This is a genomic window from Staphylococcus aureus (assembly GCF_001027105.1).
In the GTDB taxonomy this organism is placed as follows: Bacteria; Bacillota; Bacilli; order Staphylococcales; family Staphylococcaceae; genus Staphylococcus; species Staphylococcus aureus.
Genome location: NZ_CP011526.1, coordinates 1,880,345 through 1,906,453, shown reverse-complemented (window position 1 = coordinate 1,906,453; position 26,109 = coordinate 1,880,345). Strand labels below are relative to the sequence as shown.

Genomic DNA, 26,109 nt, shown 5'->3' with positions numbered 1-26,109 from the left:
ATACACGTAACGCAGTTGAAAAAGACTACAAGTCATTATCCAAGGATGTTATAAAATGAATAATTACTAAAATATCAAAATATAAAATCCTAAGCATCGTAAAAAACAAAAAAACCGAACATCTGAAAAAATTAATAATTTTCCATCTATCCGATTTAAGTTGATACTTGATTTAGTTACAATGCGGTATTGCATGTTTAAATATCATGCAAAACTAATCAAATTAGTCATCCAAAGAAACGGAAATGACTTCCTTAGTCAAGGGATGCACAAACTCTATTTTGTAACTTTCAAGTTCTAATTGTCTTAACGTTGAATCACCATATAAAGGATCACCAATAACAGGGTGACCAATTTCAGCTAAATGCACACGAATTTGATGAGTACGTCCAGTATCCAACTTGATTTCAAGTTGGCACACAGCTTCTTTTATCATTTTTGAAGTTAAAATGTGTGTAATTGCACGCTGTCCAGTAGGAGACACACGTCGTTTATTCGAATGGAATTTATCTTTACCAATTGGCATATCAATCGTTTGTGGTTTTAAAGGTAAAAGTGCCTTAACATTTGCTTTGTATATCCGCGTAATATCATTGTCTTCTAACATGCGATCAAGAATTTTTTTCATTAAAGGATTTTTAGCAACAATTAATAATCCTACTGTTTCCTGGTCCAGTCGATGAATTGGTTCGACATAGTCACTATCAATAGTGTAAATCACATGATTCATTAAAGTATTGCTTTCTTTTAAATCATTAGGGTGAGTCTTAACACCTTTAGGTTTCATTACGATTGCCATATCATCGTCTTCGTATTTAATTTGTGCATAACGATAACTTGGAACATAATTACTTTTTTCATCGATGGTTGGAACAAATACATCGTCGCCAGTATGCACTTTATCCATTAATCGCGCAGGTTTATCATTAATAGTAATATCTTTAGACATATTTAAATGATGTAAATCTTTTTTAGGTACCTTAAGTTGTTGGAAAATATCTCGTAAACTTAAGTCATTAAAGTTTTCTGGTATTTTAAATTTCATAAAATCCTCCTATAGTCTTTAATATCATATCACAAATCAGTTCTCCGAAATATAACTATTGAGTAATCAAGGCCATTTTATCATGTTTACGTCTAAGATTTAAAAATATAATAACTCAATGTATAATAGTTAATACACGTAAAAATGAATTGGAGCGATTTGATGGAACAAAGGACGCGACTAGCTTTATTAAAAGAGATTGCCGAATTTTTAAACGAAGAAACTGAAATGTATAGCATGACCCAAGGTGCGTTAAAATATTTAATTGAGGGCAGTAATTTCACGACAGGCTGGATATTTTTCATCAATAGCGTAGGTGAACATGAACTTGTATCACATGTGGCTCTACCACAATCTTTGACAGCAGACCACTGTCACTATATTAAAGATGGGTCTTGTTGGTGTGTGAAAGCATTTAATCAACGTAGGCTAATGAAAGCGTCGAATATCGTCAATTGTTCTCGTATTAACTTAGCCTCTAAAGCATTTCCTAGCCAAAATGACAATATTACACATCATGCAACGGTACCACTTAAATCGGGTCAAGAACAATTCGGCATTTTAAATGTAGCGTCTCCAAATACTGAAATATATAGCGATGAAGATTTAGAGTTGCTAGAGTCTGTCGCATTTCAATTAGGGTCAGCCATCAAACGTATTTATTTAACAGACCGTGAAAAAGAAGCGGCAAAAATTAATGAACGTAATCGTTTAGCTAGAGATTTACATGATTCAGTAAATCAAATGTTATTTTCTGTAAAACTAACAGCACATGCTGCGTATGGCATGTCAAACGAATCCATCGCTAAACAAGCATTCAAGACGATTGAGGAAACGAGTCAAAATGCCGTTAATGAAATGCGTGCATTGATTTGGCAACTTAAGCCAGTTGGACTTGAGCAAGGTTTAATTCATGCTTTGACAGCATATAGTAAATTAATGCATATACAATTAAATGTAAATGTAGAAGGTTTAATCGATTTATCTAATGAAATCGAAGAAAACATATACAGAGCATTACAAGAGTGTATTAATAATGTTAAGAAACATGCTGATACGAATAAAATGGATCTTACATTAAAACAAATGAACGATATACTATATATTGACGTGATTGATTATGGTCAAGGATTTGAGATCGATAATGTTCAGATAGCTTCATCACACGGTATTAATAACATAAAACAAAGAGTTAAATTATTAAGAGGTAAAGTGACCTTTCATTCTCAGCCAACAAAGGGTACACAAATACAATTCACAATTCCTATAAAATAGCTTGATTTAAGGAGATAACCCATGAACAAAGTAATATTAGTAGATGACCATTATATTGTGCGACAAGGATTGCGATTTTTATTATCCACGATTGAAAACATAGAAGTTTTACAAGACTTTGCAGATGGAGAAACATTTTTAGAATATTTAAAAGAGCATGAGCACCCTGATATTGTGCTATTAGATTTAGTGATGCCTGGCATGAATGGTATTGAAATTACGGAATATATTAAGGCACATTATCCGGATATTAAAGTTTTGGTATTAACAAGTTATGTTGATGATGAACATGTAATTTCAGCAATCAATAAAGGTGCTGATGGTTATGAAATGAAAGACGTTGAGCCTCAGCAATTAATTGAAACTATTAGACGAGTTATGAACGGTGAAAAAATGATACATCCTAAGGCACAAGATGTATTCGAAACAGTTAGCCAAAAACCACACTACACGAATAAGTTGTCAAAGAGAGAAATTGAAGTGTTACGTGAAATGGTTAAAGGTAAAACAAATAAAGAGATTGCAGAAACTTTATTTGTATCTGAAAAAACAATTAAAACACATGTCAGTCATATATTTAGTAAATTACAAGTTAGCGATCGTACACAAGCAGCAATTTATGCAATGGAAAATAAGTTGATTTAGAATGAGCTTTTAAATATTTGTCGAAAAATAGACAATTTTTAATCTGATTTTGATGAATTTTTTATAGCGATAGGGTTTATTATACAGTTTTCTTTGTAAATTTGATATCATTATAAAAGTGTAAGTTTTATCAAATCTAGTGATTATGCATAAAATTTTACTTCATTTACTTTCGCTTCATTATAAAGTAAACTTAACTCTTGTTGACTTGATCAAAATTTAATACAAATGTGAAATTGACTCTTTTCATTTTATTAAAAATATATTAAGATGTAATCTGTGTTTCAAGAAATGTGTATTATTGCAATTTCTTGTGTCCGGATAAAATTCCCCAAACAGAAAGGTAGATAACAGAATGGATAGACAGAGTTTTACAGATTTAATTCAAACAAAATTTAAAATGGTTCGTATAGAGGCTGGTTATACGCAAGATACTATGGCGCAAACAATTGGACTTTCTAAAAAGACTTTAGTACAAATCGAAAAAGAGAGAGTATTACCAAACTGGACAACTTGTATTTCAATTTGTGCATTATTCAGAGACTCTGAAGTATTAAACAGTACATTTGGCTGTGATCCATTAGAAATCGTTCAAACAATTTCAAGAAATCATTGTGCATATCCAAACCATGCACCAACAAGTGATATTTATTGGAATAACATTGAGACTCGTAATGGGTACATTTTACAAAGTAACAAAGTAAGCAATATTTATCGTGTATTAAATCCAGATAACCAACCAATTTTCGGTACTTCTAAAATGAGAGAAGCTGAAACATACTTTAACAGAAATGCTAAAGAAGAATTAGTACATATCTAGGCCTATATACTTTTAATAAATAATAAAAGCGATGTAACACACCTGTTTCGAGAGGTGAGGCATCGCTTTTTGTATGTAAACTAATAATAAATTGAGCAGAAAGTGAAATGATTAATGAATTAAAAAATAAAAATAGTGGTATAATGAATAACTATGTTGTCACAAAGGAGTCAAAATTATGAATGCACTATTTATTATCATATTTATGATTGTAGTAGGGGCGATAATTGGTGGCATTACTAATGTAATTGCAATTAGAATGCTGTTTCACCCCTTTAAACCATACTATATATTTAAATTTAGAGTCCCATTTACACCAGGTTTAATACCGAAAAGACGCGAAGAAATTGCAACTAAAATTGGCCAAGTGATTGAAGAGCATTTGCTTACAGAAACTTTAATTAATGAAAAATTGAAAAGCGAGCAATCACAGCAAGCAATAGAATCTATGATTCAACAGCAGTTACAAAAGTTGACGAAAGATCAATTGTCAATAAAACAAATTACTTCTCAAATCGATATTGATTTAGAACAAGTATTACAAACTAATGGAAATCAATATATTGAATCACAATTGAATAATTATTATACAAAGCATCAAAACCAAACAATAGCATCTTTATTGCCAAATCAACTTGTAACATTTTTAAATCAGCATGTAGATAACGCAACAGACTTATTATGTGATCGTGCAAGGAATTATTTATCATCTGCAAAAGGCACACAAGATATTAATGATATGTTGGATACTTTTTTCAATGAGAAAGGTAAGTTAATTGGTATGTTGCAAATGTTTATGACAAAAGAGAGTATTGCAGATCGCATTCAACAAGAACTTATACGTTTAACATCTCATCCTAAAGCAAGAACAATTGTGACATCGTTAATTACCAATGAATATCAAACTTTTAAAGATAAACCATTGAATGAACTGTTAGATGCATCGCAGTTTAATGAAATCGCTGAAAATCTATCAGTGTATGTAACAACATATGCAAGCAAACAAGCGAATAAGCCAGTGGTTACGTTAATGCCTCAATTCGTTGATTATTTAGAAGGTCAACTCTCTAGCAAATTAGCAAATTTAATCATTGAAAAATTATCGATTCACTTATCTACAATTATGAAAAAAGTGGATTTACGAGGATTAATTGAAGAACAAATTAATACGTTTGACTTAGATTATATTGAAAAATTAATTATAGAAATTGCTAACAAAGAACTAAAGTTGATTATGTCATTAGGTTTCATTTTAGGTGGTATTATTGGATTTTTCCAAGGTTTGGTTGCAATCTTTGTCTAAAAAAGCGAGATGTGGTAAAGTAATATCGAACGTTTTAATAAACATCACAACAAAGGAGTGCTATAACCATGGCAGTAAATTTATATGATTATGCAAATCAATTAGAACAAGCTTTAAGAGAAAGCGAAGAATACAAAGCAATCAAAGAAGCATTCGCTAATGTAAAAGCTAACGAAGAATCTAAAAAGTTATTCGACGAGTTCCGTGAAACTCAAATTAACTTCCAACAAAAACAAATGCAAGGTGAAGAAATTGCTGAAGAAGATTTACAAAAAGCGCAAGAACAAGCGCAAGCAATTGAAAAAGATGAAAACATCTCTGCATTAATGAATGCTGAACAAAAAATGAGTCAAGTATTCCAAGAAATCAACCAAATTATCGTTAAACCATTAGACGAAATTTACGCTGACTAATATTAAAATAATATTTTTCAATCCTTTAAATAGAGGAATAGACTGCCGACAGAGTCCGAGACTTTGTGGGTAGTTTTTTTAGTTTTGATAACGGAAGTTAGAGGCTCTCTGTCAAATTGGGCAGATGCATTCAGTAACGGAAGTTAGGCTAGTAAACGTGTCCTAACTTCCTTTTTGCATTTTGAAGTGTAAAGTTTTCAACATAATACTATTAGTTCGGTCATGTATCGGACTGATGGAAAAGCGTTTCACTTTTAATGACTCATTAAGAACGGCCTGAAAATGTTTGGCGTATTAAGTGCAATGATAGTTTTGACATTTAGTTTCTAATTGGTCATTACTGCCGAGCAAATCTAGTAGAGTAATCATGTAAATCTTTAATGTGCCATTTGATTCACTAGCGGTGTTAATAACTACGGAAATTGCATTTCCGACTGAAATTTTTGAAAAATATCAACGTACGCTACAAATAAAATTTTAAACTGTTATAAATGTGTCTCAATTTCATATGTTCATCGACGATATGAAGCGTATTATGGTAAAATGAAGAAATAATAAACTTGTTAATAAATAAAACATCACGATTTGACTAAAGCACTTTATTATTGTGTAGATAATAGTTTTTTAACGAAATAAAAATGGCGACTGGTTTTAATAAATCAGCTAATGAATCACTACACCTATAAGTATGAATATAGTGATTAGAATGCTTTGTATAGTTGGATTTTGCAAAATTGATGTTAGAACCTTTAATTAAGGAGATATGGATGTATGGTTAAATTTATTCATTGTTCGGATTTACATTTAGATAGTCCTTTCAAATCTAAGAGTCATATAAGCCCTAAAATTTTTGAGGATGTTCAAAAAAGTGCTTATGAAAGTTTTAAAAATATTGTAGATATTGCATTACAACAAGATGTTGATTTTGTAATTATCGCGGGTGATTTATTTGATAGTGAAAACAGAACATTACGTGCTGAAATTTTCTTAAAACAGCAATTTGAACGTTTACAAAATGAACAAATCTTTGTTTATGTTTGTCATGGTAATCACGATCCTTTATCATCAAAGATTTCATCAAACTGGCCAGATAATGTTTCTGTATTTTCAAATAAAGTTGAGACGTATGAAGCAATTACTAAATCTGGTGAAACAATTTATATTCACGGATTTAGTTATGAAAATAGAGCAAGTTATGAGAACAAGATTGATGAATATCCATCAAGTCAAGGCCAAAAAGGCATACATATTGGTGTCTTGCATGGTACGTATAGTAAATCTTCAGTTAACGAAAGATATACCGAGTTCATTTTAGAAGATTTAAACAGTAAATTGTATCATTATTGGGCTTTAGGTCATATACATGAACGTCAACAATTAAGTGATATGCCTGTAATTAACTATTCAGGTAATATTCAAGGTAGACATTTTAATGAGCAAGGTGAAAAAGGTTGCTTATTAATCGAGGGTGACCACTTAAAATTAAAGACTAAATTTTATCCTACACAGTATATTAGATTTGAAGAAGCAACTATTGAAACGGATAAGACATCTAAGCAAGGTTTATACGAGGTCATTCAAAACTTTAAAGAACAAGTGAGAGAAGAAGGAAAAGCCTTTTATCGTTTAACGCTTGTTATTAATAGTGAGACATTAATTTCACCTCAAGATTTATTACAAGTTGAAGAAATGATTACAGATTATGAAGAAAACGAAAATCAATTTGTATATATTGATGAGTTAAAAATACAATATGCACAAAATGATGAGTCACCTTTAGTTAATGAATTTTCAGCGGAATTATTAGTCGATCAAACTGTTTTTGATAAAGCGATGTCAGATTTATATTTAAATCCAAGGGCATCTAAGTTCCTAGACGATTATGGAACATTCGACCATACAGCATTAGTTAATCGTGCTGAAGAAATATTAAAAGCTGAAATGAGAGGTGAACAAAATGATAATTAAATCACTTGATATTTATGGTTACGGTCAATTTGTTCAACGTAAAATTGAATTTAATAAAAACTTCACTGAAATTTTTGGTGAAAATGAAGCGGGTAAATCGACGATTCAAGCATTCATCCATTCGATATTATTTGGATTTCCAACTAAAAAGTCTAAAGAGCCAAGACTAGAACCACGTCTAGGTAACCAATACGGTGGTAAATTAGTACTTATTCTTGATGATGGCTTAGAGATTGAAGTTGAACGAATTAAAGGCAGTGCTCAAGGTGATGTGAAAGTATATTTACCTAATGGTGCTGTGCGTGATGATGCTTGGTTACAAAAGAAACTTAATTATATTTCTAAAAAGACATATCAAGGTATCTTTTCATTTGATGTACTAGGGCTTCAAGACATTCATAGAAATCTAAATGAAAAACAATTGCAAGATTATTTATTACAAGCAGGGGCTTTAGGATCAACTGAATTCACGTCAATGCGCGAAGTGATTAATCGTAAAAAAGATGAATTATATAAAAAATCAGGTAAAAATCCGATCATTAATCAACAAATTGAGCAATTAAAACAACTAGAAAGTCAAATTCGTGAAGAAGAAGCAAAGCTAGAAACATATCATCGCTTAGTAGATGATCGAGATAAATCATCACGTCGATTAGAGAATTTAAAGCATAATTTAAATCAATTATCAAAAATGCATGAAGAAAAACAAAAAGAGGTTGCTTTACATGATCATTCACAAGAATGGAAGTCTCTAGAACAACAGTTAAATATTGAGCCAATCACATTCCCAGAAAAAGGTGTGGATCGTTACGAAAAAGCACGAGCGCATAAGCAATCGTTAGAAAGAGATATTGGTTTAAGAAATGAGCGTTTAGCTCAACTTAAAGAAGAAGCGACTCAATTAGAGCCAGTTAAACAATCTGATATTGACGCCTTCATTAGTTTGAATCAACAAGAAAATGAAATTAAAAATAAAGAATTTGAACTTACTGCAATCGAAAAGGATATTGCGAATAAACAACGTGATAAAGATGAATTGCAATCAAATATTGGTTGGTCTGAAACGCATCATGACGTAGATAGTTCAGAGGCAATGAAAAGTTATGTCAGTGAGCAAATCAAGAATAAACAAGAACAAGCTGCATACATTAAACAATTAGAACGTAGTTTAGAAGAAAATAAAATCGAAGATAATGCGGTTCATAGCGAACTAGATTCTGTTGAAGAAAAAATAGTTCCTGAAGAGACTTTTGAAAAGAAAAAAGAATACTCACAACAAGTCATTGAATTAAACGAAAAAGAGAACTTGTATAGCAAATTGAAAGAACGTTTCGAAATTGAGCAACAAGAAAAACAAAAACGTCAAAAATTGTTACGAACAACGTTTATTCTTTTAACATTAGTAGGTATTGGTTTAACTGCCTTCTCATTTATTTCAAACAACATGTTGTTTGGTATTATTTTCGCAGTATTAACTTTAGTATTTGTTATCGGTATCATCATGTCTAAATCAAAAGAAGTAGATTATAGCGAGGCCATCACAGATGAAATCGAAGAAATTAAAGCACAACTAGCCATTTTAGATGAAAATTATGACTTAGATTTTGATCTTGATGAGCAATATCGCATTCGTGATCACTGGCAACAAGCTTTGAAAAATAAAGATATTTTAGAAGAGAAACGTCAGTATATTGAAGGTCGTTTAAATGATGCGAAAGGGCGTCATGATGAATTACAATCGACAGTTGAGAACGTTAAGGATGAATTATACTTATCATCTAAAATTTCAAATGATTTAATTGTTGATAGTATTTCTACAATGGCGAATATTAAAGCATTAGATCAACATATCAGTGATTTAAATCAACAACGCCAGCAATTGGTTCAAGAATTAGATACATTCTACAATCATGCTGAAGCTGTTACAAAATCACAATTTGTTTATTTCAACAAATTATCTTTATTCCACGATGTGCAACAATGGTTGAAATCAGCTGAAGACACGAATGAAAAATGGCGTATTAATGCTGAAAATACCAAACTTGTTACAAATGAATTAAATCATTTAAATGCTCAATTAGAAGAAAATAATAAAGAAATTACAGCACTATTCGATTTTATCAATGTTGGTACTGAAGAAGATTTTTACCAACATCATGAAGATTACCAAACTTATACTAGTAATTTGAGTCGTTTTAATGATTTAACTAAATATCTTGAGAACCAAAACTATTCTTATGAATTAAGTTCTAGTTTAAGTGAAAAAACAACTGCACAACTTGAAGAAGAAGATCATTTATTGGCTACTCAAGTTGACGAATATAATGAGCAATATCTTGAAATGCAAGCACAAGTCAGTGATTTAAGTGCACAAATCAATCACATGGAAACTGATACAACGCTTGCTAATTTAAGACATGAATATCACAGTCTTAAAAATCAACTTAATGATATCGCAAAAGATTGGGCAAGTTTAAGTTATTTACAAAGTTTAGTTGATGAACACATTAAACAAATTAAAGATAAACGTTTGCCTCAAGTTATTAATGAAGCGGTAGAAATATTGAAGCATTTAACAGATGGCAGATATACGATGATTAACTATAATGAAGATTCAATTACGGTTAAACATGTTAATGGTCAATTATATGATCCTGTTGAACTAAGTCAATCTACAAAAGAATTACTTTATGTAGCTTTACGTATCAGTTTAATTAAGGTACTAAGACCATATTATCCGTTCCCATTAATTGTTGATGATGCATTTGTTCATTTTGATAAAAAACGTACTGAAAAAATGTTGAATTATTTACGATCATTATCAGAACACTATCAAGTACTATACTTTACATGTGTAAAAGATAATATTGTTCCATCAAAAGAAGTGATTACATTAAACAAAATAGAGGAAGGCGGGAAACGATGAGAAATATAGAGAATCTAAATCCCGGAGATTCAGTTGATCACTTTTTCTTAGTGCATAAAGCTACACAGGGTGTAACAGCACAAGGTAAAGATTATATGACATTACATTTGCAAGATAAAAGTGGTGAAATTGAAGCGAAATTTTGGACGGCTACAAAAAATGATATGGCAACAATCAAGCCTGAAGAAATTGTACATGTTAAAGGTGACATCATAAACTATCGCGGAAATAAACAGATGAAAGTCAACCAAATTAGACTAGCGACAACTGAAGATCAATTAAAAACAGAACAATTTGTAGATGGTGCACCTTTATCACCGGCAGAAATACAAGAAGAGATTTCTCATTATTTGCTAGATATTGAAAATGCTAATTTACAACGTATCACACGTCATTTATTGAAAAAATATCAAGAACGATTTTACACATATCCAGCTGCTAGTTCTCATCATCATAACTTTGCGAGTGGCTTAAGCTATCATGTATTAACGATGTTACGTATTGCAAAATCAATTTGTGACATTTATCCATTGTTAAACAAAAGTTTGTTATATAGTGGTATTATTTTGCATGATATTGGTAAAGTTAGAGAATTGAGTGGTCCTGTTGCGACGTCGTATACAGTCGAAGGTAACTTATTAGGACACATCTCGATTGCGAGTGATGAAGTAGTTGAAGCAGCTCGTGAATTGAACATTGAAGGAGAAGAAATCATGTTGTTAAGACATATGATTTTATCTCATCATGGTAAGTTAGAGTATGGTTCTCCAAAACTGCCATACTTAAAAGAAGCAGAAATTTTATGCTATATCGATAATATCGATGCTAGAATGAATATGTTTGAAAAGGCATATAAAAAAACTGACAAGGGTCAGTTTACAGATAAAATATTTGGTCTTGAAAATCGTAGATTCTACAATCCTGAATCACTCGATTAAGAATTAAAAGATATCGGACAGATGAGTATACTGAAACATGAGCTCATCTGTCCGATTTTTAATGCGAAAAAACCGAGCGGCCGTGGTATGATTTTTGAACCACGGTCGCTCGGTTTTGTGTTATTGGCTCATGCCGGATTGTCCGCCTTGTGCGCCACCTTGTTTAAGTTTTTCAGGGTTTAAGATTTTATCTTCGACAACTGATTTAATATCACGATCTTTAAAGTCAACATCGTATTCTTTTAATAGATCTTTGTATGCATCAGTCAATAATTTTGGATTTTTTTGTACTTTCTGATCGACTAATTTTTCTTTCAGGCTTTGTTTTTCACTGTTAAAGTCTGTTGGTTTATCAGCTTTAATAATATGATATCCAAAGCTTGATTTAACAACCTCTGATACTTCACCATCTTTAAGCTTAAATAGTGCTTTTTCAAAATCTTTATCAGTTTGTCCTTTAAGAACATAACCTAATTCGCCATCTTTTTTAGCTGAACCAGTATCCATTGATTCTTTTTTAGCGATTTCACCAAATTTACTTGGATCTTTTGAAACTTCTTTTTGAATTTCTTCAGCTTTTTGTTTCGCTTCTTTATCATCTAAGCCTTCTTTGTCGCTTTTCTTAGATTTAACTTTAATTAAAATGTGTGAAGCTTTCTTGCTGTCTTCTTTAATTTCAGAATCAGAGATTTTAATTTTATCTGATAGTAATTCTTTATGATAAGCAGCAGTACGTAAATTTTCTTTATATTTATCGGCTGTTAAACCTTGCTGTTGAAGGGCCTTTTCAAATTTATCTTTACCGCCGTATTGCTTTTGCATTTTTTCAATTTGTTCGTCAATCTTCTTATCATTAACTTTATTTTTATATTTATCAGCTAAAATTTTATTTAACATTTCAGTAAATGATGCATTTGCAATTTGATCTTTACCGATTTTTTTCATTGTATCTGCAACTGTTACGTCTCCAGCTTTAGAAGAAATTAATGTATTTTCTTTAGAGTCTGTGGCACTAGCGCCACAAGCGCCTAATAATAAAGCACTAGCTGTTACCGGAACGATTAATTTGTTTATCATCTTCATAGTTGAAACTCCTTTGTAAGTTAATCATCGTGAATATAACATAGTTTTATATTATCACCAATCAATAACCCATGACATCAGACTAGAGCATTAGGTTTAGGGGTAGAAATTGATGAAAATAAAAAAACAAGGTCTATATACATTTGATTGTAAGCTATTACATAGCCTAAAAACAAATAATAACACCTTGCTATAATTATTTTGTTATAAATGATATGGATTTTTAATTTTTTTCAAAATATTAATACCTGTACTATGTTCTTCTATATATTGTCCATAATTAGAAAATATAATTATTTTTAAATATAATAAATCTGTAATGGAAATACCGAAATTCAATGCCAATAAGAACATAAAATAATGTCCATATTGCGGGAATGAAATTGTTAGATAAACGAACATTGCAGATAAGATAATTAACGGCAATATTAAGTTAATGCAAAAATAAAATTTGTGTACAGGTTGATTGACGTAGGTATTATAGAATATAAGCCATTTTCTTTTAGTTAACTTATGAACTTTAAACGATTTTCTATATGGTAAGAAAAATAATAAATGTATACTTTTATGTAATGGATACGTCATAAATACAAGTAATAAAAAGATGAGAAAATGTCTATCTGATAATGGCGTATTAGATAAAAAATACATTACTTCATAACTAACTAAAAACATAATGATGGTTGCAACTGCACTCATAAATGCAATTCTAGGCAAACCAAATCGTGCATTGATATCAATTTGTCTTTTACATAAAAACATATCTTACGCCTCATCTCTTTTCAATATAAGTTAGATTATAACTAACTCAGGTTCAGTAATTCAATAGTAACATATCATGTTAGAAGAATTGTTATATAAGAAGAAAGGAGCGACGTATTGTTTGATTTGAAACGCGAAAGTGGGGATTGGTAAAATTGTCTGATTGACTAGCGTAGAAGTAGAATGCAGAACAAATTTCTGCGAACACATATTCTTGCTAATAAAGCATCACTTATGAAAAAGGCGCGTGTGACATGAGTATTTGAAAACTTGAATAATATAAAAAATGGATATGGCAGGGCATATGCAAAAGCATCTTTTGACCAACTAAGTTATACAAATGCTAAAAATATAGTGATATGTAATTATAATAAACACCAGATTAATAATTTGTGCAAGTAAGGTATATGTAATGTGTATATAAGGTTCGGCTCAATGAAAATATAAGTATGTTGTTTGTCGATAATGATTTAAGTAAAGCGTAATCAAAGTGCAAGGATAACACAATGAATCCTAAGCAATGTTTTCAATCAATTCATAAATATGATTTAAGCGAAAATCACTACAAACAATGTCTTCCTATAATTTGTAAACATAAGTTCATTTGAGTTTTAAAAAAGAGATGACAAGAAATATCTAATTTCTAATGTCATCTCGTTTATTTGGCATTTAATTTTAAAAAATAAATATGCTGTTACTAATAAAAATAGTTGTGATCGAGAACGTAACCTGCTACTTAGAAATTTCGTTTCCAATATCCTCGCCACGATTTTGTAAATTTTCGATGTGTGACTGTAAACGTTCAATATTAGGATTAATGTCAGATTTGAAGTTTCCAAGTAATGACTTAATTTCACCACCAATTGAACTACCAAATTCCGCACTTTCGTTTTTAATTTGAACACCATAGTTTAAAATGTCATTAAAACTTTGTTTAATCGTTTCAAATTCACGTTGTAGTTCTGATTTTGAACCAGTAGGGGCAGTACGATCGATCGTGTTGTTCTTGACACTTTTGTCGTCACGTCCTTGAAGTGCAACTACAAAACCAGCTGCTACGCCAACACCGATACCGAATAGAATGCGTGATGCTTTCATTTATATTCTCCTCACTTTTAACATCTGTTATCTTGATAACTCATTTTGTTTAAAATTGCTAACCTTGATGTTATCACTTCAAACGCAATTGTTATAATATTAATCATATTATACCCGTTCGAGCTTAGATTAAGCATACATTTAAAATTGTGCTTGAATTTGTTCAGCAATTTGTTGTTTTGCATCGTTATCTAAAATGTCTTCATGTGTTTCCCACTTATAACCAAATCCATCAATATCATTTTCGTATCGAGGAATTAAGTGGAAATGAATATGAAATACAGATTGATCTGCAAACTCACCATTATTTTGAATAATGTTTAAACCATCAGGATTAAATGCACGCTTAATAGCATTTGCTACTTTAGGTAATGCTGCACCGATATGTTTCATTGTTTCTTCATCAGTTTCAAAGATATTAGCAGAAGCTTTTTTAGGAATTAATAACGTATGTCCTTTAGTAACTTGTGATATATCTAAAAAGGCATAGACATAATCGTCTTCATATACTTTAAAGCTAGGAATTTCTCCAGTTAAAATTTTGCCGAAAATTGTTTCTGACATGATGACTACACTCCTTTTCAACTAGTATTACCATTCATTATAACATTGTCGCTAAAAATTCGATATTAGGACATGTGTATTTAATATGAGCATTTTATAATTTTTGGTACAATATAAGTCATGGAGGTGCCTTATGACAGTTAAAGTAGAACAGCTTACAGGTGGATATGGAAAACGCCCTGTAATTAAAGATATAAATTTTGAATTAAACAAAGGCGAAATTGTTGGACTTATTGGCCTTAATGGCGCTGGTAAGAGTACAACGATTAAACATATGCTAGGATTGCTTACACCTATGGAAGGATCTCTATCAATTTCAGATATCAACATTAATGATGACATAGAGGCTTATAGAAGAAAGTTATCTTATATTCCGGAATCACCGGTTATTTATGAAGAACTCACATTAGAGGAACACATTGAGATGACAGCAATGGCATATGATATTGATCGTGATGAAACGATGAATCGAGCAATGCCATTATTAAAGACATTCCGTTTAGAAAATGAGTTGAAAGTTTTTCCGAGTCATTTTTCTAAGGGGATGAAACAAAAAGTCATGATTATTTGTGCGTTTATCGTTAATCCCGAATTGTATATTATAGACGAACCATTCCTTGGCCTAGATCCATTAGGAATTCAATCCATGTTAGATTTAATGGTTGAAAAGAAAAACGAAGGTAGAACCGTTCTAATGAGTACACATATTTTAGCAACAGCTGAACGTTACTGTGATCGTTTTATCATACTAGACGAAGGTGAAGTCGTTGCATTTGGAGATTTAGAAGCATTGAGACAACAAACTGGCTTACATAATCAAACATTAGACGATATATATATTCATGTGACGCAAGGTGGAGATGTACATGCGTAACCAAGCTACCACATTATTTAATAAAAGATTACATGCCCTTCGTAAAGAGAAAAATTATTATAATAAGTTTATATTTAATGGTCATTTCATGGTCTTTTTACTTATTTTGCTGGGTGCATTTATTTTTGGATATGGTGAATGGTTAAAACATATTCCAACGAATATCAATTTTTCATTAATAGCAGCAGTGATTGTTGCGTTGACATCTATTTTTCCAATGCGACCACTGTTAAAAGAAGCGGATAAAATCTTTTTATTACCATTTGAAAAACACATGTCTCAATTTATGCGTCATGCGATTTTATATAGTTACTTTGCGCGCATATTAATCCAACTCATTATTGTTATTGTAATGTTCCCGTTGTTTTACAATATTAATCAACATAATGTGGCATTTTATATTTGTTTTGGAGTCAGTGCATTAATTTTTCCATATGTTGGTTTACGCTTAAGATGGCAATGGTATCAATCGGGACTTAAAACATGGCAAGTTAATTTAATATCATTCATCACCTTTGCTCTAACATATTACTTACTATTAGCTCCAAAATGGTACATCGCATTTGTGATGGTTGCTTTGCCTGTGTTAATAGAATTTTTAGTTAAAAAATATAAACCAGGCTTTTTGTATCCTTGGGAGAAAATGATTGCAATCGAACATCGACATCATATGAATTATTATAAATTTGTTAATATGTTCACCGATGTAAAACATTTGAAAGAATCTGCAGTCAGAAGAAGTTATCTAGATATACTTTTACCAGTTCCAAAGGGTAGTAAATTTAACTCTAATGCGATGTATTTATTCTTATTTATTAGAAGCTTTATAAGAGGGAGAGACGCATTTAATATTATCTTTAGGTTAGTAATTATTGCAGTTTTATTAATAGTTTGGTTATCATATCCATTAGTGACAGCAATTATTGGGTGTTTATTTGTATATATTATATTGTTACAAATGGCACAATTTTATTCACAGCAAGCATATGGCTTATGGCCTCAAGTGTGGCCTGTACCTGAAGAGAAGGTAATCAAAGGGTATGAACAGTTTTTATATAGATTAATGTTTGTTATTTGTACTGTGTTTGCAGTGACATTTATTATAAAACATATGACGTTATTCTATGTTGTACTCATTTTCTATATTGTAGGTTTATTAACGATTAGAAGTATTATTAAAAAGTTGAAATATCAGGAAACATTATTACGAGACTAAAAAACTTCCATTGGCATGTATGTTGTAAAGGTGCATGTAATGTTGAACGCCAAATGATACGGCGTTCAGATTACATTAGCATCTATACGTTAACAGCATAACCAATGGAAGTTTTCTTCGAATCTATTCTTTTATTGGGTATAGATATCTTTCAAAATAACTTGAATGTTGTCCGCTTGAACCAAAGTAATGACTTAATGCGTCTTTTGAAAAATGGTCATTAAAGGCATCAGATTGCTTAAAGTCTTCGTATGCATGTCGATCAGCAAATCCGAAATAAATTTTGTATGTTGTACCTTTAGCAGGTCTTAACAAACGATAGCTTTTAAAGCCACCAAAGTTTCTGAAATTATCGTCTACACTAATCAGTTTCTTTTCAAGTTGATATGCATGATCTTCTGTTGATGGAATGAAGATTGCACAATAGAAATGATGTTCACTGAATTCACCAATTTCTTTAATAACTTCATATATTGAAGGTGATTTTAAAACAGTCTCACCATCAGTTTCTTCAAAAATAACTGAAGTATCTGATGCTGAAAATTGGAATAGTTGATGGGTCGGGTTATTGATTTTTATCTGATGTAAAAATCCATAAGTGCCATAAGATGTATATAGTTTCTTCATATGAAAGGTCCCCCTTATGTTTTTATTTATTATACGATGATAAACTAGTCATTACCACTATTAATAATTGATTAAAATTACTATAATGAATCTTGCGAGATATTTAGAAGTAATGATACAAAATAATGGACTTTAGAATTTAAATTTACAATAAATAGTTCTATGATTAAATGTCAGTTTTATGACATTTATTTATTGAAAATACGAACGAATGAGCGATATGATAATATAGATAAGAATGATTTTAATTTAGGAGGCCTTTATGGTGCATAATAAAAACAATACAATTTTAAAAATGATCAAAGGTGAAGAAACATCACATACACCTGTTTGGTTTATGCGACAAGCTGGCCGTTCGCAACCAGAATATCGAAAATTGAAAGAAAAATATTCACTATTCGATATTACACATCAGCCGGAGTTGTGCGCTTATGTAACACATTTACCAGTTGATAATTATCATACAGATGCAGCAATTTTATACAAAGATATTATGACACCATTAAAGCCAATTGGTGTCGATGTAGAAATTAAATCGGGTATTGGTCCAGTGATTCATAATCCAATCAAAACAATTCAAGATGTTGAGAAACTTTCTCAAATAGACCCCGAACGAGATGTACCATATGTATTAGATACAATTAAACTTTTAACAGAAGAAAAGTTAAATGTGCCGCTAATAGGATTTACTGGGGCACCATTTACATTAGCGTCATATATGATTGAAGGCGGACCATCGAAAAATTACAATTTTACAAAAGCGATGATGTATAGAGATGAAGCAACATGGTTTGCTTTAATGAATCATTTAGTTGATGTATCTGTTAAATATGTAACAGCTCAAGTCGAAGCAGGTGCCGAATTGATTCAAATTTTCGATTCATGGGTAGGTGCATTAAATGTCGAGGATTACAGACGTTACATTAAACCACATATGATTCGATTAATCAGTGAGGTTAAAGAAAAACATGATGTGCCGGTAATTTTATTCGGTGTAGGTGCCAGTCATTTAATCAATGAATGGAATGATTTACCGATTGATGTATTAGGCCTAGATTGGAGAACGTCTATTAATCAGGCTCAACAATTAGGCGTTACTAAAACATTACAAGGGAATTTAGATCCATCAATTTTATTAGCACCATGGAATGTCATTGAAGAGAGATTGAAACCAATATTAGATCAAGGTATGGAGAACGGTAAACACATCTTTAATTTAGGACACGGTGTATTCCCAGAAGTGCAACCAGAGACGTTACGTAAAGTAAGCGAATTCGTACACACATATACACAAAGATAATCATAGTTTTACATTGAAGCACATGAAAGATAATTCATTTAAAGGAAGGTATTATCAATGACTAAAAAAATGGGATTATTAGTTATGGCTTATGGCACACCTTATAAAGAAAGTGACATAGAGCCATATTATACAGATATTAGACATGGTAAACGTCCATCTGAAGAAGAACTTCAAGATTTGAAAGATAGATATGAATTTATAGGTGGTTTATCACCATTAGCAGGTACAACAGATGACCAGGCTGATGCGCTAGTTTCAGCATTAAATAAAGCATATGCAGATGTTGAATTTAAACTATACTTAGGATTAAAACACATTTCACCATTTATCGAAGATGCGGTTGAACAAATGCACAATGATGGCATTACTGAAGCAATCACGGTAGTACTAGCACCACATTATTCTTCATTTTCAGTAGGATCATATGACAAACGTGCTGATGAAGAAGCTGCAAAATATGGTATTCAACTTACACATGTGAAACATTATTATGAACAACCTAAATTTATTGAATATTGGACGAATAAAGTCAACGAAACATTAGCTCAAATACCGGAAGAGGAACATAAAGACACGGTATTAGTTGTTTCGGCACATAGTTTGCCAAAAGGTTTAATCGAAAAGAATAATGATCCATATCCACAAGAACTAGAACATACTGCGCTTTTAATTAAAGAACAATCTAATATTGAACATATCGCGATTGGTTGGCAATCTGAAGGTAATACAGGTACACCTTGGTTAGGGCCAGATGTACAAGATTTAACACGTGATTTATATGAAAAACATCAGTATAAAAACTTTATATATACGCCAGTAGGTTTTGTATGTGAGCATTTAGAGGTGCTTTATGACAATGATTATGAATGTAAAGTAGTTTGCGATGATATTGGTGCGAATTATTATCGTCCAAAAATGCCGAATACACATCCATTATTTATCGGTGCAATTGTTGATGAAATCAAGTCTATATTTTAATGACGAAAGAAGCGTGAAACATTGTGACTAAATCAGTGGCTATTATAGGAGCGGGGATAACAGGTTTATCAAGTGCATATTTTTTAAAACAGCAAGATCCTAATATTGATGTAACCATCTTTGAAGCATCGAATCGTCCGGGGGGAAAGATTCAATCGTATCGTAAAGATGGTTATATGATTGAACTAGGGCCTGAATCTTATTTAGGTAGAAAAACGATTATGACAGAATTAGCGAAAGATATTGGATTAGAACAAGATATTGTTACAAATACGACTGGACAATCATATATTTTTGCGAAAAATAAATTATATCCGATTCCAGGTGGTTCAATTATGGGTATTCCAACAGATATTAAACCATTTGTTACTACAAAATTAATATCGCCACTTGGTAAATTAAGAGCAGGGTTTGATTTATTAAAAAAACCTACTCAAATGCAGGATGGTGACATTTCTGTTGGTGCATTTTTCAGAGCAAGATTAGGTAATGAGGTACTTGAGAATTTAATAGAGCCTTTAATGGGTGGTATTTATGGTACCGATATTGATAAATTAAGTTTGATGAGTACGTTTCCTAATTTTAAAGAAAAAGAAGAGGCATTCGGAAGTCTGATAAAAGGTATGAAGGATGAGAAAAATAAGCGTCTGAAACAAAGACAATTATATCCTGGCGCACCGAAAGGACAATTCAAACAATTTAAGCATGGTTTAAGCTCATTTATTGAAGCATTAGAACAAGATGTTAAAAATAAAGGTGTGACAATACGCTACAATACGTCAGTGGATGATATAATTACATCTCAAAAACAATATAAAATTGTTTACAATGATCAACTAGAAGAAGTGTATGATGGCGTATTAGTAACGACACCACATCAAGTGTTTTTAAATTGGTTCGGACAAGATCCAGCATTTGATTACTTTAAAACGATGGATAGTACGACTGTTGCAACTGTTGTATTGGCATTTGATGAAAAAGACATTGAAAATACCCATGATGGTACTGGCTTCGTAATTGCGAGAACGAGTGATACAGACATTACCGCATGTACTTGGACATCGAAAAAATGGCCATTTACTACACCGGAAGGTAAGGTTTTGATTCGTGCGTATGTAGGTAAACCAGGTGATACTGTGGTTGATGATCATACAGATAATGAATTAGTATCGATTGTACGTAGAGATTTAAGTCAAATGATGACATTTAAAGGTGATCCTGAATTTACAATTGTCAATCGTTTGCCGAAAAGTATGCCACAGTACCATGTCGGTCATATTCAACAAATTAGACAGATTCAAGCACATATTAAACAAACATATCCACGACTTAGAGTAACTGGTGCATCTTTTGAAGCGGTTGGACTACCTGATTGTATTACGCAAGGTAAAGTTGCTGCTGAAGAAGTAATCGCAGAGTTGTAAGTTAATTGTTGGATGGTGTTGGTGTAGGTGCGACGCCTTTAGATAATGTTTGATGAAATATAGTCATTTTTAAGTTATATAATGGTGGAAGTAATGTGTAAATATAGATACTTTCAGCGGGAATTATTTTTGTGAAATTGAAGCAGAGACAAAGGTTTAGCTGTTTTTGAATGATATTGAAATGATGACAATACACTTTAATTAGAAATGTCACTTTGCGATATAACATTTCTAATTAAGGTGTTTTTATTTTACAATTATAGGTAATCAGTCATTTTTTTAAAAATAGAAAAGAAGTAGTAAGTTGAAAGGAGAGAATGAGATGACAGATGTAATTATTGTACATTCTATGCATGGAAATAGTAGAAATCATTGGTATCAGTGGTTGGAGCATAACTTAACTTTAGAAGGATATGACGTAACATTATTTAATTTTGAATCCCCTGAAGCGAAGACAGTGGATCAGTGGATTGAAGCTATGACGAAACAAATTAATGTACGCAAAAAGGATACATATTTTGTAACACATGGTTTAGGTTCAATCACAGCTTTAAAATATATTGAAATGATTGATCAGCCGATTGAAGGCTTTTTCAGTATAGCGGGCTTTAAAGAAGATGCAGAAAATATAGATTTAGATATTGATTTAAGTAATGTAACCATTGATTACGATAATATTAAAAAGAAAGTTGACAATTTTTACGGATTGAGTTCTAAAAATGACAAATACGTTTCATATAAAGAGACCCAGCGTTTAATGAATGCATTAGAGGGGAACTTGCAAATCGTGGAAGATGGAGGGCACTTCTTAGAAGAGGATGGCTTCGAAACATTTACAGCGTTGCAAGATCGGATGCAAGATTACATGACACGATAGTTAGTGTATGGGTTGTGTTATGTTGTGTCAGTAGGTAGCTGCTGATTTTGAAAAATTGTTGTAATTGAGGCGTCAAGCAATGTCTTAGGGCTACAATGTTATATTGGTAGTCGCTGACTGAAAGAATATGCGGTGTAACAAGCTTTTATAATTTCTTTTTCAGAAGGTATAGGCGTTGTAAACTTTATAACTCCTATACCTTTTTAAATGCTTTAACACTATTTATGACAACTATTAGACACTTATATGATAAAAGGGAATAAGAAGCGTTTTTTTACACAAAAAACTTTGAAAATGTCGTTGACGTACACTACAAAAATGAATATACTAATATTTGTGTTCAACAGAGAACATGTTGCTACGATATTTAAGTAATTATTTAAGAGATAACATTTAAATTAAATTCAAAAAGTTCTTGACTTTAGGTTTTTGATTATGGTATATTAATTAGGTAATTCAAAATAATATTAGCGCGGGATGGAGCAGTTCGGTAGCTCGTCGGGCTCATAACCCGAAGGTCGGTGGTTCAAATCCGCCTCCCGCAATACATAGTTTTTAATTTAATAGGTCTCGTAGTGTAGCGGTTAACACGCCTGCCTGTCACGCAGGAGATCGCGGGTTCGATTCCCGTCGAGACCGCCATTATTATTACCATTACGGTTCAGTAGCTCAGTTGGTAGAGCAATGGATTGAAGCTCCATGTGTCGGCAGTTCGACTCTGTCCTGAACCATTCTTAATTCATGGCGGTTGTGGTGAAGTGGTTAACACATCGGATTGTGGTTCCGACATTCGAGGGTTCGATCCCCTTCAGCCGCCCCATAATCGTTTACATTAGCGGGTGTAGTTTAATGGCAAAACCTCAGCCTTCCAAGCTGATGTTGTGGGTTCGATTCCCATCACCCGCTCCATTATTTTCTATTATTCCACAGTAGCTCAGTGGTAGAGCTATCGGCTGTTAACCGATCGGTCGTAGGTTCGAGTCCTACCTGTGGAGCCATGGCTCCTTGGTCAAGCGGTTAAGACACCGCCCTTTCACGGCGGTAACACGGGTTCGAGTCCCGTAGGAGTCATACAAGCAGAAGTGAAATATCGCTTCTGTTTTTTTATTACATATTTATTGTTGAGGAAGGTTGTCCGAGCTGGCCGAAGGAGCACGCCTGGAAAGTGTGTAGGCGTCACAAGCGTCTCAAGGGTTCGAATCCCTTACCTTCCGTAAAGGCGCTTAAATTGGTTTTACCCATTTTAAGCGCTATTTTTATTTTGGACTCAATCCCTTGATATATCTGCATTTGAGCTATTATCCTCATTTTTACACTTCTTATTTATTTATATCCATTTAAAATTTTTTAGCCACAATGTGACTAATTTTTGATGAATAATCCTAATTTTAGTCACAAGATTTTGAAGTTTAGTCACAAAACAAATCATTCAGATTTTTTTCTATAAATTTAGTTTCATTATCTTCAAATTCTTTAATCAAATGTGAATATGTTTTAAGCGTTGTATGTACATCTGCATGACCTAATCGTTTTGAAATGTAATGTTTAGCTGTTACTTAAAGAAAATCAAATATTATATATACGCTTGAAAAAATAAAATAATAATATTATAATATAATCAATCGGCATCTACGTGCGGATTATAAAGTAAAGCGTAGCATAACCAGGAGTTAGTCGATTTTTAATAAATTCGACTAAATTATTAATAAAGGCTAAAGTAATTAGTTTACTTTAGCCTTTATTGCATTTGTAATTTATAGAACTGCGAACAGGTGACTACTGTTAATTTATGTGATTAAAGTTTCAATGATATTTGATTTATTAGACCATTTCAAAAGCGCAAGGTTCTCATGTTCTGCTACAGTTTGCGGTCTTTGGAAGATATATCATTTACTATTATTAACATGATATATTCTAATTTGTTTGTGGATGGGCTGTTTGGTTTGATATCGCGGTAAATATAAGCATCATTAGTTATATTGTTGAAATCTAAGTTGAATTTATTATCATACAGCAATGTGCCAATTAGGGACATTTTTAATTTTGAACTCTACATTTTGTTGAGAGTATCTGGTTATATTTGCAAAATGGTATGAACATTTATCATCACTTATTAAGTTGTCTTGATGATTGAATGACCCAGTATTTATTCAGTTCGAGAAGATTGAGAGTGTTAAATCGTATTCGAGTATAATTTCGATTCTAGTCATACCATTTTCATAAAGTTTAGCCATTTGTAACTTAAACTATGAACTAAATAATCTTCTGACTCTTGTCAAAATAAAATCGCCTACCCAAATAGTTTAACAATATCTATTCTCATAGAATTTGTTCAACTAAGTGTAGACGATTCTGCATTATCAATAAGGCTATTCAATTTGCTATCTTAAGCTGTTTCGAAATTTTCAAATTCGTTTCATTTAATATAAACATTGATATTATCACGTCTATATATATTAAATCAATAAACCTATCTTTTCATCTAATTCGCTATAATCTATTGTACTAATATAGTTTTCATGAAGAAGATTTTTATTATGTTCATTTATTTCTTTTTTTGAGTCATTTAAAATAAAAATAAACTCATTTTGCCTGTGTCTTTTTATTTTTTTTGCTTGCATAGCATCCGTTATTTTCGACTTAATAATCATAGAATTATTAGGGTTAGAAATAGCATTGATAAATTTTTCTTTTTGATTTTTCTTAGCGCTAATAAAAAAGTCGAAATTATGAACAACACCACTGCTTCCTATAATAGGTAAATCTCTTCCGTAATAAATGTTATGTTCATCCAATTTGTTTGCAACATCTTCTGTAAATATGTTCTGTGACTTAGGATTAGAAAGTAAGTACATATCATTAACAAATATAAGGCACTGTAATAAATTATGTTTCGATTTATTAAAATTTTTAAAGTTAGTTTGAACAAAAATTTCGTGAGTTTTATCGTTATATTTAATACCGTAAGCTGAAAGGTGCTCTTCAAAAATCTTTTTACGTTTTTTTGATTTATTTAAAGAAATACCATTATTTTCTAAATCAAATATAGTATAGCCGTCATCTGTCAGTGTAATCATGTCTCTGGACTGATCGTATAAAGCGTAAATTATTAAATTATCTAAAGAATTATCTTTAAAAGGAGTATCTATTCTTACTACATTGTTTGATAAATTAGAAAACTCTAAGGTCTGATTATACCAATCAAGATATTCTTTTTTTAATTTTTTAGCATCAAATGTAGTCATATTATCCCTCCTTTATTCAAGGTCTTTTATATTATTATACTCTAAAAACGACATATACACATTATACAAGTTATAGATGTCGGGGAAATCTTTCAAGTTAATTTCATAAGCAAACCTATCCTTTTTATCATACTTATCATTATATATGTGAATATGACTTTTCGGAGCGATTGTTCCATCTGGATTATCGTGAGTACCACCGTTAATATCTATTCTAACTAGGGTGTGATAGGTATCTTTGAAAATGATTGAAATTGAAAACCTATCTTTTTCTATGTTCCCTCTTTTTATTGTTAATAAGTACTTTATTCCTAACTTAAAACTTATTATTTCTTGCCTTTCATTTATTCGACTAGCAACTATTGTTTTTAATTCATTTACATCGATATGAGTTTCTGGATATTTTAATTCATTTATTAATAATTTTACGTGCTCGTCGTCAAGACTATTTAAATCAAGTTTAGCCATGTCTGTTCCTGTATAGGCATTAATTTTTAATACTTTCTTATTTGAAAAAAGCAAAAAAGATAGGTGAGATGCATACACAACCAAAAGTGTATAATATCAATTTACTACCTCGCAATATAATTTTATACAATGTATAATAAGATTTAAAGATGTAGCTCATCAACATTTTCATAGGGGATTTTTAAAATTAAGTATTGAAAAATAAAATATTTATATTATAATATAAATAAGTCAACGACCATGCGTGGACAGTAAAA

The 26,109-nt window shown here is 31.5% G+C and carries 24 protein-coding genes, 8 tRNA genes and 1 pseudogene; 24 read left to right on the top strand and 9 right to left on the bottom strand.

The features are described 5' to 3' along the window. Positions 1 to 223: 223 nt before the first annotated feature. On the bottom strand, positions 224 to 1,045 hold the full coding sequence (locus AA076_RS09490) for an RluA family pseudouridine synthase (protein ID WP_000669376.1): 822 nt from the start codon (positions 1,043 to 1,045) through the stop codon (positions 224 to 226). A 162-nt stretch (positions 1,046 to 1,207) separates the two neighbouring features. On the opposite strand from AA076_RS09490, the gene AA076_RS09485 reads away from it, so the two are divergent. The 9 genes from AA076_RS09485 (at position 1,208) to yhaM (ending at position 11,333) form a co-directional block, all read left to right on the top strand. Then, on the top strand, positions 1,208 to 2,320 hold the full coding sequence (locus tag AA076_RS09485) for a GAF domain-containing sensor histidine kinase (protein WP_000437967.1): 1,113 nt from the start codon (positions 1,208 to 1,210) through the stop codon (positions 2,318 to 2,320). Positions 2,321 to 2,341: 21 nt separating this feature from the next. Beyond that, positions 2,342 to 2,965, top strand: a complete 624-nt coding sequence (locus AA076_RS09480; RefSeq protein ID WP_001045133.1) for a response regulator — start codon at positions 2,342 to 2,344, stop codon at positions 2,963 to 2,965. A 355-nt stretch (positions 2,966 to 3,320) separates the two neighbouring features. Continuing rightward, on the top strand, positions 3,321 to 3,785 hold the full coding sequence (gene xdrA, locus AA076_RS09475; protein WP_000375864.1) for an XRE family transcriptional regulator XdrA: 465 nt from the start codon (positions 3,321 to 3,323) through the stop codon (positions 3,783 to 3,785). Between the two features lie 178 nt (positions 3,786 to 3,963). Next, a complete protein-coding gene (locus AA076_RS09470; protein WP_000992527.1) occupies positions 3,964 to 5,088 on the top strand; it encodes a DUF445 domain-containing protein in 1,125 nt (374 codons plus the stop codon). A gap of 68 nt (positions 5,089 to 5,156) precedes the next feature. Next, complete coding sequence (locus AA076_RS09465) at positions 5,157 to 5,501, top strand: YlbF/YmcA family competence regulator (RefSeq protein WP_000290301.1); 345 nt, start codon at positions 5,157 to 5,159, stop codon at positions 5,499 to 5,501. A gap of 382 nt (positions 5,502 to 5,883) precedes the next feature. Further along, positions 5,884 to 5,982, top strand: coding sequence for a hypothetical protein (locus AA076_RS15250; protein ID WP_001791795.1), 99 nt, complete (start codon positions 5,884 to 5,886; stop codon positions 5,980 to 5,982). Positions 5,983 to 6,272: 290 nt separating this feature from the next. Beyond that, the gene (locus AA076_RS09455) at positions 6,273 to 7,469 is read left to right on the top strand and encodes a metallophosphoesterase family protein (protein WP_000238227.1); all 1,197 of its coding nucleotides are present in this window, start codon (positions 6,273 to 6,275) and stop codon (positions 7,467 to 7,469) included. Beyond that, a complete protein-coding gene (locus AA076_RS09450) occupies positions 7,459 to 10,395 on the top strand; it encodes an ATP-binding protein (protein WP_001836286.1) in 2,937 nt (978 codons plus the stop codon). The genes AA076_RS09455 and AA076_RS09450 overlap by 11 nt, the downstream gene beginning before the upstream one ends. After that, positions 10,392 to 11,333, top strand: coding sequence for a 3'-5' exoribonuclease YhaM (yhaM, locus tag AA076_RS09445; RefSeq protein WP_001244175.1), 942 nt, complete (start codon positions 10,392 to 10,394; stop codon positions 11,331 to 11,333). Before AA076_RS09450 ends, yhaM begins: the two co-directional genes overlap by 4 nt. A gap of 120 nt (positions 11,334 to 11,453) precedes the next feature. Here the strand turns inward: yhaM and prsA are convergent, their stop codons facing one another. The 4 genes from prsA to AA076_RS09425 form a co-directional block, all read right to left on the bottom strand. After that, positions 11,454 to 12,416 (bottom strand): peptidylprolyl isomerase PrsA, encoded by a 963-nt coding sequence (gene prsA, locus AA076_RS09440; protein WP_000782121.1) that lies wholly within the window; start codon positions 12,414 to 12,416, stop codon positions 11,454 to 11,456. A 204-nt stretch (positions 12,417 to 12,620) separates the two neighbouring features. Beyond that, positions 12,621 to 13,178: a DUF3267 domain-containing protein gene (locus AA076_RS09435; protein ID WP_000477959.1), complete on the bottom strand. Its 558-nt coding sequence runs from the start codon at positions 13,176 to 13,178 to the stop codon at positions 12,621 to 12,623. A gap of 732 nt (positions 13,179 to 13,910) precedes the next feature. After that, the gene (locus tag AA076_RS09430; protein ID WP_000648118.1) at positions 13,911 to 14,276 is read right to left on the bottom strand and encodes a YtxH domain-containing protein; all 366 of its coding nucleotides are present in this window, start codon (positions 14,274 to 14,276) and stop codon (positions 13,911 to 13,913) included. Between the two features lie 141 nt (positions 14,277 to 14,417). Continuing rightward, the gene (locus tag AA076_RS09425) at positions 14,418 to 14,840 is read right to left on the bottom strand and encodes an HIT family protein (RefSeq protein WP_000004981.1); all 423 of its coding nucleotides are present in this window, start codon (positions 14,838 to 14,840) and stop codon (positions 14,418 to 14,420) included. Between the two features lie 133 nt (positions 14,841 to 14,973). Here AA076_RS09425 and ecsA point away from each other — a divergent pair, with 133 nt between their 5' ends. Then, a complete protein-coding gene (gene ecsA, locus AA076_RS09420; RefSeq protein WP_000216878.1) occupies positions 14,974 to 15,714 on the top strand; it encodes an ABC transporter ATP-binding protein EcsA in 741 nt (246 codons plus the stop codon). Beyond that, positions 15,707 to 16,930 carry an ABC transporter permease EcsB gene (gene ecsB / locus AA076_RS09415; protein ID WP_001836284.1) on the top strand — a complete coding sequence of 408 codons (1,224 nt, stop codon included), beginning with the start codon at positions 15,707 to 15,709 and terminating at the stop codon, positions 16,928 to 16,930. Before ecsA ends, ecsB begins: the two co-directional genes overlap by 8 nt. A gap of 123 nt (positions 16,931 to 17,053) precedes the next feature. On the opposite strand, the gene traP is transcribed toward ecsB, so the two are convergent. Further along, the gene (traP, locus tag AA076_RS09410; protein ID WP_000737976.1) at positions 17,054 to 17,557 is read right to left on the bottom strand and encodes a signal transduction protein TRAP; all 504 of its coding nucleotides are present in this window, start codon (positions 17,555 to 17,557) and stop codon (positions 17,054 to 17,056) included. 162 nt (positions 17,558 to 17,719) lie between these two features. Between traP and AA076_RS15240 the strand changes: the two genes are divergently transcribed. The 13 genes from AA076_RS15240 (at position 17,720) to AA076_RS09340 (ending at position 23,353) form a co-directional block, all read left to right on the top strand. After that, on the top strand, positions 17,720 to 17,830 hold the full coding sequence (locus AA076_RS15240; protein WP_001790154.1) for a hypothetical protein: 111 nt from the start codon (positions 17,720 to 17,722) through the stop codon (positions 17,828 to 17,830). After that, the gene (gene hemE, locus AA076_RS09400) at positions 17,820 to 18,857 is read left to right on the top strand and encodes a uroporphyrinogen decarboxylase (RefSeq protein ID WP_000233526.1); all 1,038 of its coding nucleotides are present in this window, start codon (positions 17,820 to 17,822) and stop codon (positions 18,855 to 18,857) included. The genes AA076_RS15240 and hemE overlap by 11 nt, the downstream gene beginning before the upstream one ends. Before the next feature lie 57 nt (positions 18,858 to 18,914). After that, positions 18,915 to 19,838: a ferrochelatase gene (gene hemH / locus AA076_RS09395; protein ID WP_000162881.1), complete on the top strand. Its 924-nt coding sequence runs from the start codon at positions 18,915 to 18,917 to the stop codon at positions 19,836 to 19,838. 23 nt (positions 19,839 to 19,861) lie between these two features. Further along, the gene (gene hemY / locus AA076_RS09390) at positions 19,862 to 21,262 is read left to right on the top strand and encodes a protoporphyrinogen oxidase (protein WP_000167538.1); all 1,401 of its coding nucleotides are present in this window, start codon (positions 19,862 to 19,864) and stop codon (positions 21,260 to 21,262) included. A gap of 322 nt (positions 21,263 to 21,584) precedes the next feature. Continuing rightward, positions 21,585 to 22,139: an RBBP9/YdeN family alpha/beta hydrolase gene (locus AA076_RS09380; RefSeq protein WP_000132889.1), complete on the top strand. Its 555-nt coding sequence runs from the start codon at positions 21,585 to 21,587 to the stop codon at positions 22,137 to 22,139. Positions 22,140 to 22,610: 471 nt separating this feature from the next. Continuing rightward, a tRNA-Met gene (locus AA076_RS09375) sits at positions 22,611 to 22,684 on the top strand. A gap of 21 nt (positions 22,685 to 22,705) precedes the next feature. Then, positions 22,706 to 22,781 (top strand) — tRNA-Asp (locus AA076_RS09370). 16 nt (positions 22,782 to 22,797) lie between these two features. Continuing rightward, positions 22,798 to 22,870 (top strand) — tRNA-Phe (locus AA076_RS09365). Between the two features lie 13 nt (positions 22,871 to 22,883). Further along, positions 22,884 to 22,959, top strand: a tRNA-His gene (locus AA076_RS09360). A 15-nt stretch (positions 22,960 to 22,974) separates the two neighbouring features. Then, positions 22,975 to 23,048: transfer RNA gene (locus AA076_RS09355), tRNA-Gly, on the top strand. A 14-nt stretch (positions 23,049 to 23,062) separates the two neighbouring features. Beyond that, positions 23,063 to 23,137 (top strand) — tRNA-Asn (locus AA076_RS09350). A 1-nt stretch (position 23,138) separates the two neighbouring features. After that, positions 23,139 to 23,210: transfer RNA gene (locus AA076_RS09345), tRNA-Glu, on the top strand. A gap of 54 nt (positions 23,211 to 23,264) precedes the next feature. Continuing rightward, positions 23,265 to 23,353 (top strand) — tRNA-Ser (locus tag AA076_RS09340). Between the two features lie 573 nt (positions 23,354 to 23,926). Here the strand turns inward: AA076_RS09340 and AA076_RS16160 are convergent. From AA076_RS16160 to AA076_RS09330, 3 genes and pseudogenes are all read right to left on the bottom strand, one after another. Further along, positions 23,927 to 24,135: pseudogene (locus AA076_RS16160) on the bottom strand (DUF1828 domain-containing protein); the annotation flags it as partial. Between the two features lie 460 nt (positions 24,136 to 24,595). Further along, positions 24,596 to 25,384, bottom strand: coding sequence for a DUF1828 domain-containing protein (locus AA076_RS09335; protein WP_000206350.1), 789 nt, complete (start codon positions 25,382 to 25,384; stop codon positions 24,596 to 24,598). A 12-nt stretch (positions 25,385 to 25,396) separates the two neighbouring features. Next, positions 25,397 to 25,852: a DUF6978 family protein gene (locus AA076_RS09330; protein ID WP_001086053.1), complete on the bottom strand. Its 456-nt coding sequence runs from the start codon at positions 25,850 to 25,852 to the stop codon at positions 25,397 to 25,399. Between the last annotated feature and the right edge of the window lie 257 nt (positions 25,853 to 26,109).